At 74.8% G+C, this 13,676-nt stretch carries 15 protein-coding genes; 6 read left to right on the plus strand and 9 right to left on the minus strand.

Going from position 1 to position 13,676, the window contains the following annotated elements; all coding sequences use genetic code 11:
• The first annotated feature begins 126 nt into the window (after window positions 1–126).
• On the plus strand, window positions 127–735 hold the full coding sequence (locus tag J1M40_RS09030) for a TetR/AcrR family transcriptional regulator (RefSeq protein WP_020624715.1): 609 nt from the start codon (window positions 127–129) through the stop codon (window positions 733–735).
• Window positions 736–756: 21 nt separating this feature from the next.
• On the opposite strand, the gene J1M40_RS09035 is transcribed toward J1M40_RS09030, so the two are convergent.
• Window positions 757–1,524, minus strand: a complete 768-nt coding sequence (locus J1M40_RS09035; RefSeq protein WP_020624714.1) for a sulfite exporter TauE/SafE family protein — start codon at window positions 1,522–1,524, stop codon at window positions 757–759.
• A 74-nt stretch (window positions 1,525–1,598) separates the two neighbouring features.
• Between J1M40_RS09035 and J1M40_RS09040 the strand changes: the two genes are divergently transcribed.
• Window positions 1,599–2,861, plus strand: coding sequence for an NAD(P)/FAD-dependent oxidoreductase (locus J1M40_RS09040; RefSeq protein ID WP_020624713.1), 1,263 nt, complete (start codon window positions 1,599–1,601; stop codon window positions 2,859–2,861).
• A gap of 12 nt (window positions 2,862–2,873) precedes the next feature.
• The gene (locus J1M40_RS09045) at window positions 2,874–3,563 is read left to right on the plus strand and encodes a M23 family metallopeptidase (RefSeq protein ID WP_020624712.1); all 690 of its coding nucleotides are present in this window, start codon (window positions 2,874–2,876) and stop codon (window positions 3,561–3,563) included.
• On the opposite strand, the gene J1M40_RS09050 is transcribed toward J1M40_RS09045, so the two are convergent.
• The gene (locus tag J1M40_RS09050) at window positions 3,553–4,062 is read right to left on the minus strand and encodes a GNAT family N-acetyltransferase (RefSeq protein ID WP_044659331.1); all 510 of its coding nucleotides are present in this window, start codon (window positions 4,060–4,062) and stop codon (window positions 3,553–3,555) included. The genes J1M40_RS09045 and J1M40_RS09050 overlap by 11 nt on opposite strands.
• Before the next feature lie 72 nt (window positions 4,063–4,134).
• On the opposite strand from J1M40_RS09050, the gene J1M40_RS09055 reads away from it, so the two are divergent.
• Window positions 4,135–4,680, plus strand: a complete 546-nt coding sequence (locus tag J1M40_RS09055) for a GNAT family N-acetyltransferase (RefSeq protein ID WP_020624710.1) — start codon at window positions 4,135–4,137, stop codon at window positions 4,678–4,680.
• Window positions 4,681–4,715: 35 nt separating this feature from the next.
• Here J1M40_RS09055 and J1M40_RS09060 read toward each other — a convergent pair whose 3' ends face one another.
• From J1M40_RS09060 to J1M40_RS09075, 4 genes are all read right to left on the minus strand, one after another.
• Window positions 4,716–4,928 carry a hypothetical protein gene (locus J1M40_RS09060; RefSeq protein WP_010079881.1) on the minus strand — a complete coding sequence of 71 codons (213 nt, stop codon included), beginning with the start codon at window positions 4,926–4,928 and terminating at the stop codon, window positions 4,716–4,718.
• A gap of 135 nt (window positions 4,929–5,063) precedes the next feature.
• Window positions 5,064–6,179, minus strand: a complete 1,116-nt coding sequence (locus J1M40_RS09065) for a type I restriction endonuclease (RefSeq protein ID WP_036314529.1) — start codon at window positions 6,177–6,179, stop codon at window positions 5,064–5,066.
• Window positions 6,180–6,446: 267 nt separating this feature from the next.
• Window positions 6,447–6,791: a hypothetical protein gene (locus J1M40_RS09070; protein WP_010079880.1), complete on the minus strand. Its 345-nt coding sequence runs from the start codon at window positions 6,789–6,791 to the stop codon at window positions 6,447–6,449.
• A 99-nt stretch (window positions 6,792–6,890) separates the two neighbouring features.
• Entirely contained in the window at window positions 6,891–8,120 is a 1,230-nt protein-coding gene (locus tag J1M40_RS09075) for a CdaR family transcriptional regulator (RefSeq protein WP_020624876.1), read from the minus strand.
• A 90-nt stretch (window positions 8,121–8,210) separates the two neighbouring features.
• Between J1M40_RS09075 and J1M40_RS09080 the strand changes: the two genes are divergently transcribed.
• Together J1M40_RS09080 and J1M40_RS09085 are read left to right on the plus strand one after the other, a co-directional pair.
• Window positions 8,211–9,263: a ferredoxin reductase gene (locus tag J1M40_RS09080; protein WP_020624875.1), complete on the plus strand. Its 1,053-nt coding sequence runs from the start codon at window positions 8,211–8,213 to the stop codon at window positions 9,261–9,263.
• A 104-nt stretch (window positions 9,264–9,367) separates the two neighbouring features.
• Window positions 9,368–9,898, plus strand: a complete 531-nt coding sequence (locus tag J1M40_RS09085) for an SgcJ/EcaC family oxidoreductase (RefSeq protein ID WP_020624719.1) — start codon at window positions 9,368–9,370, stop codon at window positions 9,896–9,898.
• A gap of 12 nt (window positions 9,899–9,910) precedes the next feature.
• Here J1M40_RS09085 and J1M40_RS09090 read toward each other — a convergent pair whose 3' ends face one another.
• The 3 genes from J1M40_RS09090 to J1M40_RS09100 form a co-directional block, all read right to left on the minus strand.
• Entirely contained in the window at window positions 9,911–10,471 is a 561-nt protein-coding gene (locus J1M40_RS09090) for a GNAT family N-acetyltransferase (RefSeq protein WP_020624718.1), read from the minus strand.
• A gap of 6 nt (window positions 10,472–10,477) precedes the next feature.
• Window positions 10,478–12,937: a YhgE/Pip family protein gene (locus tag J1M40_RS09095; protein WP_020624717.1), complete on the minus strand. Its 2,460-nt coding sequence runs from the start codon at window positions 12,935–12,937 to the stop codon at window positions 10,478–10,480.
• Window positions 12,937–13,676, minus strand: a 740-nt coding sequence (locus J1M40_RS09100; protein WP_206450718.1) for an ATP-binding cassette domain-containing protein, incomplete at its 5' end; no start/stop codon positions are given. The genes J1M40_RS09095 and J1M40_RS09100, both read right to left, overlap by 1 nt.

The raw sequence follows: 13,676 nt of genomic DNA on the forward strand, positions 1-13,676 counted from the left end.
GTCGGGGGCGGGCCCGGGGCCATGGTGATCGGCGTCGGTGGGAGTGGAAGACATGGGCCCTCTTTGCCGAGTCGAGGCGGATTCAATACCATCGGTATTCAATACCATCGGCATCGAGAGGGCAACATGGCGACCCGACCCCGCCGCGAGGATGTCCGCGCGGCCATCCTCGACCACGCGGCTCGGGTGTTCGGACGGGAGGGTTACGCGCGCTCCTCCCTCGCCCGCATCGCGGCGGAGGCCGGCTACACGAAGGGCGCCGTCTATTCCGGTTTCGCGGGGAAGCCGGACCTCTTCGCCGCCGCCTGCACCGTCCAGTTCGAGCGGGCGACCACCCGAGCCATGGACGGCGTCGCCGACGCCCTGGACGACCCCGACCTGCCGCGCGAGGACCTGGTGGCCCGCGTGGCGGAGGCCCTGGCCGACGTCGTGCTCGAGACCACGGGCTCCTGGCCCCTGCTCCTCCACGAGTTCCAGGCCGTGGGCCTGCGCGAGCCCGCCGTGGGGAGAGCCTACCGGACGCTGACCGTCCGGCGGCGGGACTTCCTGGCCGGCCTGCTGCGCGAGCACCGCGTGCTGGCCGACGTCCCGGACGAGCAGGTCACACACACTGCGGCCATGCTCCTGATGCTCGTGCACACGCTGTCGGTCGAGCGGCACCTGGCCCCGGAGGACCTGACGGTGGACGACGTGCGGGACACGCTGGCCGCGGCCGTGCGCTCCCTCCTGCCCTGACGCCTGCGCGCCGGCCCCGCCTCAGCCCAGGGTGCCGGCCACACCGCGCACCAGCGCCAGCGTGCCCCCGACGCCGGCCAGGCAGATCGCGAGGACGCGCGCCTTCGCGGGGTCCACCCGGCGGGCCACCACCGAACCGGGCAGGACACCCAGCGGGCCGCCCACCACCACGGCGACCCACACCGGCCACGGCACGTGCAGCCCCGCGGGCACGGCCGCGCCGAACAGCGACTTGGTGACCAGCGAGGTGAGATTGGCCAGCAGGAACACGGGCTGGAGGGTGGCCGCCCACGAGCGCTGGTCCCACCGGCTCGCCACCGCGTAGACCGCGAGCGCCGGCCCGGCGATGCCCGCGGTGGTGTTCATGAACCCGGCGACGGCGCCGGAGGCGAACACGGCCCCGTCCCCCTGGGCGGTGAAGCGCTGCTGCAGGCCCAGGACGGCGGCCACGGCCACCAGCACGGAGGACCCCAGGAGGATCTCGAGTGCGTGGGCGTCCAGGACCCGCACGGCCCACGCCCCCGCGAACGAGCCGGTCACGAGCAACGGCGCGAGGCGGACGAAGCGCGGCCAGTCCACATGCCGGTGCAGCATCGCGAACAGCAGCACCGCGGACACCGAGGCGGCCACGTTGGACAGCGTCACCCCCGCCACCGGGCCCAGGAGCAGGGACAGCGTGGGTGCGGCGATCATGCCCACACCCATTCCGCTCACCCGCTGGAGCGTGCCGCCCAGGGTGATCGCGGCCAGCGCGACGACGGCCGGCAGCCACACCAGGGAGGGGTCCATGCGGGCAGTATGCCGGAGCCGGGGGTGCCCGTCGGCCCTGGCGCCCGCCCGTGACGGGTGCGCATGCTGGCCGTATGGCCCAGCACAGCTCCACCCCGTACCCGCTCGTGATCGTGGGCAGCGGCCCCGCCGGCGCCAGCGCCGCCCGCGCCTACCTCGACGCCGGGGGACCCGGCCCCGTCCTCATGCTCACCTCGGACGTGGACCACCCCTATGAGCGTCCGCCGCTGTCCAAGGAGCTGCTGCGCGGCATGGCGGCCCCCGAGGGCACGCCGATCGCCGGGGAGGAGCTGCCGGACGGCGTCGAGCTGCGCCGCGGCACCACCGTCACCGGCGCGGACCTCGCCGCGCGGACGCTGCGGGTCGGCGAGGAGCCGGTCCGCTTCGAGCGCCTGATCCTCGCCCTCGGCGCGCACCCGAAGCCCCTGCCCGTCGCGGACGACGACGCCGAGGTGCACCTGCTGCGCTCTCTCGACCACGCCCGCCGCCTGGTGGCCTCCGCCGGGCACGCGCGCTCCGCCGTCGTGATCGGCTCGGGGTTCATCGGCTGCGAGGCGGCCGCCTCCCTGGCCCTGCGCGGGGTGGCCACCACGCTGGTCACCCCGGACGAGGTGCCGCAGCAGAAGCGGCTCGGCCGCGAGGCGGGCGATCGGATCGCGCAGTGGCTGATCGGCGCCGGCGTCGAGCTGCGCACCGGCGTGCGGGTGGGGCAGGTGCGCGCCCCGCGCACCGTCCACCTCGACGACGGCGCCACGCTCGCCCCGGACCTGATCCTCGCCGCGGTGGGGGTCGAGCCGGGGGGCGGGTGGCTCGAGGACTCCGAGCTGACCATGCACGAGGGGCGGATCGTGGCGGACGAGCACCTGGCGGCGGCGCCGGGCGTGTGGGTGGCCGGGGACGTGGCCCGCGCCCACCACGCCGTGGCCGGCCGGCCGATCCCCGTGGAGCACTGGGGCGACGCCCTCGGCATGGGCGAGGTCGCCGGGCACAACGCGGCCCGCACCGAGGTCGGCGTGCCGGGCGGCGCCGGCCAGGCCTCCGTGCTGGCCCACGCGGCGACGGCGGACCCGGAGTCCCTGCGGCGGTGGGAGGCCGTGCCCGGGTTCTGGAGCACCATCGGCGAGCACACGCTCAAGCACGCCGCGTGGGGCGACGGCCACGAGCAGGCCCGCATGGTGGAGCGCACCGGCGGGTTCACTCTCTGGTACACGGACGCGCAGGACCGCGTGGTGGGCGTGCTGACCTACAACGCGGACGAGGACTACGAGCGCGGGCGGGAGCTGGTGGCGGGCCGGGATGCCGTGGGCGAAGGCCGGGGCCGTCCCGACCCTGCATGACAGACTGAGGGGATGACCACCCCGACCCCCGGCGCCGGCTCCCCGGGCAGCGGTGTGGCCGGGGGCGTGCTGGCCGCAGTGGGGGCGCTGGCCCTGATCGCGACCGTCCTGGCGCTGGTCCTCGCGTTCGGTCCGGCCGGCCGGGACGACGCCGGCGCGGGCGCCGAGCGGCGGCGCTGGAACGGCGGCTTCACCCCCGCCCCGCCCACGGTGAACACGCAGGGGTACGCCGAGCCCGTGCAGGGCCGCGTGACCTCCCGCTTCGGGCCCCGCCCCAACCCGTTCGGCGAGGGCGTGGTGCCCTCGGGGGTGTCCGAGGAGGCCCTGACCCGCCACGACGGCGTGGACCTCGGCGGGGTGCCGGAGGGCACGCCCTTCCACTCGGTGTCCGACGGCCGAGTCCTATTCGTGGAGGCCGGCGGGGACGCGGGCGGCAACCTGCTCGCCGTGGACGCCGGGGACGGCCACGTGTGGCGCTACCTGCACGCCGCCCCGGACTCCACCGTGGTGGACGCGGGCCAGCGCGTCTCCGCCGGGGACCACCTGGCCGGCGTCGGGCAGACCGGCGCCGCCACCGGCGTGCACCTGCACCTGGAGCTGCGCGTGGACGGCGAGCCGGTGGACCCGGAGGCCTACCTGGCCGAGCGGGGCGTGGAGCTCGGCGGCTCCTACCCGGAGCGGCGCCGCGGCCTCAGCCGGTGACCGGGCCGCCGCCGTCGTCCACGGACCCGGCCCAGCGGACCTCCCCGTCCACGACCTCGTCCGTCGGCGCCAGGCCGATCGCCTGGGCGACCCGCTGGGAGGCCGTGTGCTCGGGGTGGACATCCGCCACGAGGCGCCGCACCCCCCGGTCCCGCAGCTCGCCCTTGAGGAGGCCGGCGGCCTCCTTCGCCAGCCCGCGGCCCTGCCACGGCGTGCCGATCAGCCAGGCGATCTGCGTGGGTCCCCCGTCCACGGGGATGGTGGCCTGGACGTAGCCGACCGGCCGGCCCTCCGGCTCCAGCACCACGATCCAGTTGGCCCAGTCCTCCGCGCCGTCCTCGGAGCGACCGCGCGCGAGGATCGCGTACCGCTGCCGCAGCTCCTCCTCGCCCGGCGGCGTCCCGCCGGTGTACGTGTACAGGTCCGGGTCGGCGAGGACCGCGGCCATGGCCTCGGCGTCATCCACCCGCAACGGGCGCAGGGAGAGGGAATGCGGCATGGGCACAGTCGACCAGCCCGGCCCCGCGCAGACAAGAGGCGGGGCGCATCCGCCCGCCGCTAGCCTGGGCGCATGCCGCCCGCCCCCACCGCCCGTCTGCGCTTCCGCGAGATGGCCGACGCCGACCTCGACCACCTGGCCGGCCTCCTCGCCGATCCCGTGGTGATGCGCTTCTACCCCGCCCCGCGCACGCGCGCGGAGGCGGCGGCGTGGATCGCGGGCAACCGGCGCCGGTACGCGCAGGACGGGCACGGGCTGTGGATCATCGAGACCCACGACGACGGCGGGCCCGGCTTCGTGGGCGACTGCGGCCTGACGTGGCAGGAGGTCAACGGGGAGCCTCGCCTGGAGGTCGGCTACCACGTGCGGGCCGACCTGTGGGGGCGCGGCTACGCCACCGAAGCGGCCGCCGCCTGCCGGGACCACGCCCGGGACGTGCTGGGGCACCACGAGCTCGTGGCGATCATCCACCCGGAGAACACGGCCTCGCGCCGGGTGGCCGAGCGGATCGGGATGACCGTGGTGGGCGAGGACCGCACCGGCGCGCCCGAGGCCCGCGCGGCTCTGGGGCTCGAGGCGCGCACCGTGCTGGGGATGAGGCTCCGGCCGGGCGCGTGAGGCGCGGCCCGGCCGGACGTCTCAGCCCCGGTCGCTCACTTGGCGTGGCGGGCGAGCAGCTCGCGGGCGGCGTCCAGGCCGCCGGCCTCGACGTCGTAGGAGCCGGTGGACGCGTGGTGGGCCTCGACCGCGTCCGTGATCCGGTAGTGGTCCGGGTTGCCGGGCGGGTCGGAGGTCTCCAGCACGTGGATCAGGTAGGTCTCGCCGGCGGCCAGGGCCTGGCGGTCGTCGCGCTCGTGATGGGTCATGACGTCCTCTCGGGTCGGCGCCCGGCGGGTCTGTCCCACCGGGGCGTGCGCACCAGGGTGGCGCATCGACGGCGGCGGGGCACAGTCCTGCCCGCCCGCGGGCCGGATCCGGTCAGTAGGCGGGTCAGAGTCCGCTCAGGCCCCGACGTAGGAGCTGACGACGCTCCGCAGTGCCTCGGCGGATTCGTAGATGTCCTCCAAGTTCTCGAGGTCGGCCCGCGTCCTGTTCTTGTCCGCATCGAACAGCACCAGATATTTCACCTTCCCGTCGAAGTGAAGGCGCGCGATCGGCTTCCGATTGTTGTCGTCCAGGATGACGCTGCAGTACGAGGCTGCGTCGCGCATGTAGACGCGGTTCATCGGCACGATTCCGGCGAGAATCGCCTTGATGATGCGGAAACCCTCGATCTCCTCTTCGGTCGTCACCACGCCCGGCTTGAGCTGGCCCTCCTGACCGTTCTCCTCGTCGGACAGGACCGTCTGATCGCCGGTGGCCACGGGCTCAGCGGGAGCCGCCAGTACCGGAGCGACCTGGTCGCCCAGGGCAGTCTTCAGCCGCGCGTTGACGCGATCGTTGATGTACTGGCGCGCAGCCTCCTCGGTGAGCCGGGTGAAGGTCTCCACCGCCTTGGCGTTCATGTACCCGGAGTACACGCGCTTGGCGAGGACCTTCACCAACTCATCGCTCGGCGCAGCCATCTCGGCAGAAATCTCGCGCTTGATGGCCGATACGTACTTCAGCTCCTCGGCTGCGGCGATGACCGAGTCGAGATCGAAGGATCCCTTCGCCAGCTGCTCGAGCTTCGGCACGGTGACCGGGTCGATGTCCAGAAGATCGAGGACGAGGAACGGACGCTCGTCGAGGATGTTGGCCTTGTCGAGGTCCGTGTAGAAGTTCCACACCCGCCCGTTGGTGAGCACGCCGATCCGCGCTTCACTGGTGTGGAAGTAGCGCACCAGCTGGCTCGCGTGCGCCAGGGACAGCTCCGAGCCGACCTTCTTGGCCTCCACGAGGATGTTGACCTTCCCCTCCCGCATGATGGCGTAGTCGATCTTCTCCCCCTTCTTCAGGCCCAGATCTGCGACGAACTCCGGGACGACCTCCTGGGGATCGAACACGTCGTAGCCCAACACCTGCGAGATGAATGGCATGACGAGCGCGTTCTTCGTCGCCTCTTCCGTGTCCAGGGAGCTTGCGTAGTCGCGGGCTCGCCGAGCCACTTGCGCAAGCTTGTCCTCGAATTCAGTCATGCCGTTTCACCCATCCGTGAGTAGGAGCCGGACAGCCGGGAATCCGGCAGCCTCGCACGTCAGCGCCCGAAGGCCCGCCGCAGCTGTGTCGAAATATAACCCAGCTCACAAACACGCTACGGGGACCCTCGCAGGCGCTCCGTGGCCGGACCGCGGGATCGCCCGGAACGCGAGGCGGCCACGACGCGTCGCCTCTCACAGGAAGGAGACGGGGCGTCGTGGCCGCGTTCCGCGGGGGGCCGCCCTGTCAGGCGACGCCCGGCCGGCTCAGCGGTTGCCGGGGTGCTGCGGGTCGGCCGGGATGCCGCGGCTCAGGGGCTCCACGGGCGGGCCGCTCGTCTCCGGGGTCACGGGCGAGCCGGTGCGGGAGCCGCCGACCTCCGGGGTGTCCGGCACCTGATCGCCGGAGGGCTGGGCGCCGGAGCGCAGCGCCTCGAGCCGCGTCTCGAGGACCTGCACCACGGGCAGGCGGTCGCCGTGGGCGCGCTCGTAGGCGAGCAGCTGCTCCACCTGCGACTCGTCGAGGCCGGTGATCCGGGTCGGCAGCGTGCCGTTGGGGATGTGGTCGTAGTCCGGCAGGGGGAGCTCGTCGCGGTTCGGGGCGTTCGTCATGGCACTGTCCCTCTTCTCTCGTCGGGGTCCCTCGTCGGGATGCGTGGTCCACCCACGCTAGTGAAGGCCCCCGTCAGACGGCACCCCCTGCCGCCCCGCTCACCCGACCCCGTCCCGCCGCGCCCGCAGCACGATCTCCAGGTCGAACCGCGCGTCGGGGTCCTCGAGGGCCTCCCCGAACAGCTCGCGCAGCCGGCCCACCCGGTACCCCACGGTCTGGGGGTGCACGCCGAGCTCCGCGGCGATCGGCGCCCGCTGGCCCCAGTGCGTGAGCCAGGCGAGCAGGGTCTCCTCCAGCACCGCCCGCTTCGCCTCGCTCACCTCGTCCAGGGGCGCCAGCACGCGTTCGGCCAGCTGCGTCACGACGCGCGGCTCGGCCCCCAGCACCACGCGCGCCAGGTGGTCCGCGGCGAGGATCGGGGACGGGGCGCCGTCGTCGTCCTCCCCCTGCGCGGGCTCCGCCGTCCGGCCCGCCGCCTCCTGGACGGCCAGCGTGCGGGCCACCCGGTAGGAGTGGGGCACGAGCGGCCAGTCCACGGCCGGCCCGACGACGGCGGCCGTCCCCGCCAGCAGGCGCAGCATGCGCTCGCGGCGGCCCTGGGAGGGCGTCGCGTCGATCACGGCGACCACCTCCGAGTCCCGCTCCACCACGAGCCCGGCCCGGCCCAGCCTCTCCCGGACGGCGACGCCGGCGTCCGCGGGCAGCACCACCACCGCCAGCCGGCGCGGCAGCCGCCAGTCCGCGAGCGCGGCCAGCCGTTGCACCTCCTTCTCCTCGGTCCCGCCCCGGACCAGGGCGGTGGCGAGGGCGGCGCGGTGCAGCTCGAGCACGCCCGCCTGGGCGGACTGCGCCTCCGCGTACGCCTGGGCGCTGACGGAGGAGAGCTCGTCGATGTACGCCCAGATGGACTCGCCCAGCTCGATCACCACGGACATCTCCAGGCCCAGGCGCGCGCACTCGGCGGAGAGCTCGCGGAACACGATCCGCGCGGAGGTGCGGTACGCGCCGAGCAGGGCGTCCATGGAGCGCCCCTCGCGGAACTCGCCGGCCCCCAGGCGGGCCATGAGGACGCGGGACTCGCTGTTCAGGGCCGGGCGGGTGGTGCCGGGCAGGCTCATCAGCTGCTCGAGGGCGGTGGTCACGCCGGCGGTGAGGTTCTTGCCGTAGTGGCCGTCGCGCGCCGCCGCGTAGGCGGGGATCTGGTCCGGGACCGTCTCGATGATGCGCTCCATGATCCCGGGGATCGCCGGGGCCAGGCGCTCCGCGAGGTCGTCGGGGAGGGACTGCCAGGGCGGGCGCCAGTCGGGGGCGGGGGTGGTCTGCGTCACACTCAATCTTGTCTCCTCGCGATGAAGTGATGGCCCAGATCGTACGCTGAAGACGAAGAACTGCGGCATGCCGAGCCATAGACTGGAGCCATGGTCGGCCCGTCTCTGTTCTCCCGTCTGGCGTCGACGCTCCTGCACCCGCTCGCCCCGCAGGACGTCCTCAGCCTGCTCGACCCCGTGCACTCCTCGCGGCAGCTGCGCGGCGTGGTCACCTCCGTGACGCGCGAGACGCCCGGCACCGCCACCATCGCCTTCCGCCCGGGCCCGGGCTGGCGGGCCCACGACGCCGGCCAGTGGGCCCGCATCGGGGTGGACGTGGACGGCGTGCGCCAGTGGCGCTCCTACTCGCTCTCCGCTCCCGCGGGCGCCGACCCCGAGATCACGGTGTCCGACATCGGCCTCGTCTCCGGCACGCTCGTGCGCCGCACGAAGCCCGGCGACGTCCTGTTCCTCGACGTCCCCGAGGGCGACTTCACCCTCCCGGACGAGCCGCGCGCCCTGCTGATGCTCACGGCCGGCTCGGGCCTGACCCCGGTGATGTCCATGATCCGCACGCTCGTGCCGGCCCGCGCGGACGCCGACGTCGTGCTCATCCACTCCTCCCGCACCCCCGAGGACGCCCTGTTCCGCGAGGAGCTCGCCGAGCTGGCCGACCAGTTCCCGGGCCTGCGCGTGGTGCACCGCCACACCGCGGACGAGGGCCGCCTGGACCTGTCCTCCCCCGCCGAGCTCGAGGACCTGTGCCCCGACTGGCGCGACCGGGCCGCCTACGCGTGCGGCCCCGCCGAGTTCCTCGACGACGCCGAGGACCTCTGGCGGCGCGAGGCCGGCGAGGACCTGCGCATCGAGCGCTTCCGTGCGGACTTCGCGGCGGGCGTGGCCGGCGCGGGCGGCCGCGTGGTGTTCGAGCACGCCGACGCCGAGGCCGACGCTCCCGGTGACGTGCCGCTGCTGATCGTGGCCGAGGAGGCCGGCGTCGCCGCCCCGTCCGGCTGCCGCATGGGCATCTGCCACGCCTGCCTGACCCCCCTGCGCTCCGGCCAGGTCACCGACCTGCGCTCCGGCGAAGTCCACGGCGAGCCCGGCGAGCTGATCCAGACCTGCGTGAGCGCCGCCGCCGGCCCGCTGAGCCTCGACCTCTGAACCTGACACCCGGCCGAGACCCGGGCCTCCCCGACCATCCCCCGCCTCCCGTCCCCAGGAGCACCGCATGACCCAGACACCCCTTCCCCGATCCAGGAGCAGCCATGTCCCCCGCGGACCCCACCGCCGACGTCGCGGCCCGACCGACCGGCCCCGCCGCGGTGGCCGAAGCCTTCGCGGCCGCCTGGAACGCCGCCGACGCCGACGCGCTCGCCGAGCTGTTCGCCGAGGACGCGGACTTCGTGAACGTGGTGGGCGTGTGGTGGAGGCGGCGTCGGCAGATCCGGGTGAACCACGCGCTCGGCTTCCGCTGGATGTTCCCGCACTCGCGGCTCGAGCTCGGGCGCGTGCGGGTGCGGGAGCTCGGGGACGTGGCAGTGGTGCACGCGCCGTGGACCATGACGGGGCAGACCGCGCCCGACGGCGACGAGGCCGGCGAGCGCACCGGCGTCCTGTTGCTCGTGGTGCGCCGCACCGAGACCGGGGCGTGGGAGGCGGTGGCCGGGCAGAACACGGATTCCGTGCCCGGGGCCCAGACCCACCTGGCCGACGACGAGGGGCTCGCCGCGGTGCACTATCACCCGTCCGCGTGGTTCGACCCCGACGAGGACCCGGACGGCCCGGAGGCCTGCTGAGCGGCGACCGGCTCACGCCACCGTCAGCAGCCGCACCCAGTCGTCCTCGACCCGCTCCCCGCCGACCACGAACTGCCGCGCCCCGACCGTCTCGAAGCCGAGGCGCTCGTAGAACCGGTTGGCCCGTGCGTTCTGCGCGTTCGTGCCGAGCCACACGTGCCGGAACCCCAGCCGCCGCAGCCGCTCGACGCCGTCGTGCACGAGGGCCTCGGCCAGCCCGGTGCCGCGCCCCTCGGCGAGCACGTACAGCTTCGAGAGGTGGCCGGCCGGCACGTCGCCGAGCCGCTCCGTGACGGGTGCCTCGGGGGCCGCGGCGGTCTCGTACATGGCGTAGCCGAGCAGGGTCTCCGGGGCGTCGGCCGCGGCGCCCACGAGCACGATCCGCTCCGGGTCCGCGATCCACGCGGCCACGGCGGCCTCACTCAGGTGCAACGCGATGTGCGCCTCCACCGCGGCACGCGGCAGCGAGGCCGGGGAGGCGTCCGGGAAGGTGGCCGCGGCGATCGCGGCGATCGCGGGCGCGTCCTCGGGGCGGGCCGGACGGACGACGGCGGCGCGGGGTGCGGAAGTCATCCCCGCTCAGGCCTGCAGCGCGGGGTGCAGGTCCTTCATGCGGAACCGACGCCGGCGCCGCACCACGAGCACGTCCAGGGCGAGCGCCGCCGCCCCGATGCCCATCAGCACGACCACCGGCACCCAGAAGCGCTGGTCCGGACCGCCGGAGATCGCGTTGCGGAACGCCTCGATGGAGTAGCTCATCGGCATGAACGGGTGCAGCGCCTGGAAGAAGCCGGGCAGCACCTCGGCCGGGTAGGTGCCGCCGGTGGAGGCCAGCTGCAGGACCAGCAGGACCAGCAGCAGCGCCGAACCGGGGGTGCCGAGCGCCGTCTGCATCAGGTGCGCGATGAGGGAGAACACCACGGCCACGAGCACCGTCAGGGCCACGGCCCGCACCGGGTGCACGGGGGCCAGGCCCAGCGGCAGCGTGGCGGCCAGCATGAGCAGGCCGCCGCCCACGGCCACGATGCCCACGGGCAGCCACGCGGCCAGCGCGATCGCCACCGGGTTGCGGCGCCCGGCCAGCAGCCGCCCGCTGATGGGCCGCATGATGTTGAACGCGGCGATGCCGAACACCCACAGCGCGATGGAGAAGAACATCGGCGCCATGCCGCGGCCGTAGACCTCCGCGGAGTTGTCCACCTGCATCACGGCCTCCACCGGCCGGGACATCACCAGGGCGGCCTCGTCCCGCTCGTCCTCGGTCAGGGCGGGGACGCGGTCGACGCCGTCGGAGAGCCCGGAGGCGAGCTCGTGGGCGCCGTCGTCGAGGGTGCCGAGGCCGGCGCGCAGCTCCCCGGCGCCGTCCTGGAGCTGGGCCAGGCCGCCGTCGAGCTCGGTGGCGCCGGACTCCAGCTGCCCCGCACCGTCCTGCAGGGTCAGCGCCCCGTCGTGGAGCGCGGCGTTGCCCTCGGCGAGGGTGGTCGCCCCGTCCGTCAGCTCGCCGAGGCCGGACTGCAGCTCCCCGGCGCCGTCCTGGAGCTGGGCCAGGCCGCCGTCGAGCTCGGTCGCGCCGGAGCCCAGCTGCTCGAGGCCGTCCGCGAACTTCCCGGCGCCGTCGGCGAGGGAGTCGGCCCCGTCCTTCGCCTCACCGATCCCGCCCTGCAGCTTCTCCGCGCCCGCGGCCACGGCGTGGGCGCCGTCGTTGAGGTCCGTCAGATCCGCCTTGGCGGAGGCGGCGACGTCGTCCTCGACGAAGCCCTGGACGCGCTCGTTGGCGGCCGCGGAGGTCGCGGCGGCCTCCTCGGCGCGGCCGGCGACGGCGGTCACCCGCTCGTCCGCGCCGGTGAGCGCCTCCTGGAGCGCGGCGTACTGCTCGGACTCGGCGAGCGTCGGGTCCTCTTCGGCGAGCTCGGCCAGGGCGGCCTGCGCGTCGGCGATGCGGGCGCCCGCGCCGTCCTCGGCCGTGCCGGCCACCTCGGCGACCCGCTGGACGTCCTCGTCCACCGCGGCGACGTCGGCGGCCACCGCGTCCTGCCGCTCGATCACCTGGTCCAGGCCGGGGATCACCGTGTCGTAGAGCTGCTGGGTGCCGTCGGCCACCTGCGTGGCGCCGTCGGTGAGCTCGGCCGATCCGGTCTGCAGTTGGGCCAGCCCGTCGGAGAGGTCCGTGGCGCCCTGACGCAGGGCGGGGGCGTTCTCGGCGAGCTGCCCGGCTCCGTCGGCGAGGGCCTGGGATCCCTCGCGCGCCTGGTCGAGCCCGTCGGCCAGGCGGCCGGCCCCGTCCTGCGCGGATGCGGCGCCCTCGGCGAGTCGCTGGGCGCCGTCGTCGGCCTGGGCGGCGCCGTCCGCGAGGTCACCCGCACCCGTGGCGAGCTGGCCCGCGCCCTCGGCCAGCTTGCCCGAGCCGTCGTGGGCCTGGACGATCCCGTCCTCCAGCTGGCTCGCGCCGTCCTCCGCGGAGGCCGTGCCGTCGGCCAGCTGCGCGGCGCCGTCGGCGGCGTCCACCATGCCCGACCGCAGCTCGCCGAGGCTGGAGAAGACGGCCTCGAAGTACGCCTCGATCGCGGACCGGTTCACGGCGGCCTCGACCTTGGCCTGGCTCGCGTTCGTGACGGAGCCGATCACGAAGCCGTTGGCGTCGTCTCGGCGCAGGGTGATCTGCGCCTGCCGCGGTGTCCCGCCGCCCTCGGGGCTGACGAGGTCACGACTGAGCTCGGCGGGGATCTCCAGGACGAGGTAGTACCGGCCCTCCCGCAGTCCCTCCTCGGCCTCCTCGCGCGTGGTCTCGCGCCAGTCGAAGGCGCGGTCGTCCTTGAGGCGTTCGGTCATGTCCGCGCCGGTGCGCAGCGTGGTGTCGCCGCGCTGGACGGGTTCGTCCTCGTTGACGATCGCCACCGGCAGACGGTCCATGGCCCCGTAGGGGTCCCAGTTCGCGGACAGGTAGAGGGCGCCGTAGATGGCGGGGACGAGGAAGATGAACAGCAGGGCGAGCAGGGGCAGGCCACGGCGGAAGCGTCGCAGCTCGTAGCGGAACAGCATCAGTTCTCCCGGACGGGGGGCAGGGTGAGGACGACGGCGTCGCGCGGCACGGGCGCGGAGGCCACGGCGCTCACCGCGAACGGGTGGCCGTGGTCCTTGAGGACGTCCAGGGCCGCGTGGAGCGCGACCAGCTGATCGAGGGTCAGGGTGGCGTCCACGTCGTCGAAGGTGACGAGGCGGGCCGGGCGCAGGCAGGCGACGACGGCGGCCAGCAGCGCGCGATCGGGCGCGGACAGCTCCCCGACGACGGCCTCCGGCGCCACGGTCAGCCTCACCGCGTCGGCGAGGAGGGCGAAGCGTGCGCGGCCGGCGCGGCGGCGCACGCCGTCGGTGAGACAGCGCTCGTCCACGACCTCGGCCGCGGTCAGCGCCGGCTCGAGCTCCACCACGTCGGTGGTGTGGGCGACGGCGGTGCGGGCGCGCAGGGCGTGCGGGTGGCGCGCGGCGTCGATCGGGGGCCGGTACGCGCGGGCGGCGGGCCGCTCCGGCCCGTCCAGTGCGACGTCCACGGGGCCGCCGGTGAGCACGAGCTCGCCCCGCACGCCCTGCAGGCGCCCCGTGAGGGCGAGCAGCAGGGCCGAGCGGCCCGAGCCCTGGGTTCCGAGCACGGCCAGGTGGGTCTGCGGGGGCAGCACGAGGTCGAGGGAGCCGAACACCGGCCCGCGACTGCCGCGCAGGGTCAGACCGCGCGCCACGAGGGTGGCGGGCGGGAGGTCGTCGAGGTGCGCCGGGTCGGGGG

The sequence above is a fragment of the Micrococcus sp. KRD026 genome (genome assembly GCF_017168445.1).
Classification (GTDB): domain Bacteria; phylum Actinomycetota; class Actinomycetes; order Actinomycetales; family Micrococcaceae; genus Micrococcus; species Micrococcus luteus.

What these genes read in the sequence shown, in the direction of transcription:
- J1M40_RS09030 (WP_020624715.1), top strand. Translation starts at nt 127, where the DNA reads ATGGCGACCCGACCCCGCCGCGAGGATGTCCGCGCGGCCATCCTCGAC.
- J1M40_RS09035 (WP_020624714.1), bottom strand. Translation starts at nt 1,524, where the DNA reads ATGGACCCCTCCCTGGTGTGGCTGCCGGCCGTCGTCGCGCTGGCCGCG.
- J1M40_RS09040 (WP_020624713.1), top strand. Translation starts at nt 1,599, where the DNA reads ATGGCCCAGCACAGCTCCACCCCGTACCCGCTCGTGATCGTGGGCAGC.
- J1M40_RS09045 (WP_020624712.1), top strand. Translation starts at nt 2,874, where the DNA reads ATGACCACCCCGACCCCCGGCGCCGGCTCCCCGGGCAGCGGTGTGGCC.
- J1M40_RS09050 (WP_044659331.1), bottom strand. Translation starts at nt 4,062, where the DNA reads ATGCCGCATTCCCTCTCCCTGCGCCCGTTGCGGGTGGATGACGCCGAG.
- J1M40_RS09055 (WP_020624710.1), top strand. Translation starts at nt 4,135, where the DNA reads ATGCCGCCCGCCCCCACCGCCCGTCTGCGCTTCCGCGAGATGGCCGAC.
- J1M40_RS09060 (WP_010079881.1), bottom strand. Translation starts at nt 4,928, where the DNA reads ATGACCCATCACGAGCGCGACGACCGCCAGGCCCTGGCCGCCGGCGAG.
- J1M40_RS09065 (WP_036314529.1), bottom strand. Translation starts at nt 6,179, where the DNA reads ATGACTGAATTCGAGGACAAGCTTGCGCAAGTGGCTCGGCGAGCCCGC.
- J1M40_RS09070 (WP_010079880.1), bottom strand. Translation starts at nt 6,791, where the DNA reads ATGACGAACGCCCCGAACCGCGACGAGCTCCCCCTGCCGGACTACGAC.
- J1M40_RS09080 (WP_020624875.1), top strand. Translation starts at nt 8,211, where the DNA reads ATGGTCGGCCCGTCTCTGTTCTCCCGTCTGGCGTCGACGCTCCTGCAC.
- J1M40_RS09085 (WP_020624719.1), top strand. Translation starts at nt 9,368, where the DNA reads ATGTCCCCCGCGGACCCCACCGCCGACGTCGCGGCCCGACCGACCGGC.
- J1M40_RS09090 (WP_020624718.1), bottom strand. Translation starts at nt 10,471, where the DNA reads ATGACTTCCGCACCCCGCGCCGCCGTCGTCCGTCCGGCCCGCCCCGAG.
- J1M40_RS09095 (WP_020624717.1), bottom strand. Translation starts at nt 12,937, where the DNA reads ATGCTGTTCCGCTACGAGCTGCGACGCTTCCGCCGTGGCCTGCCCCTG.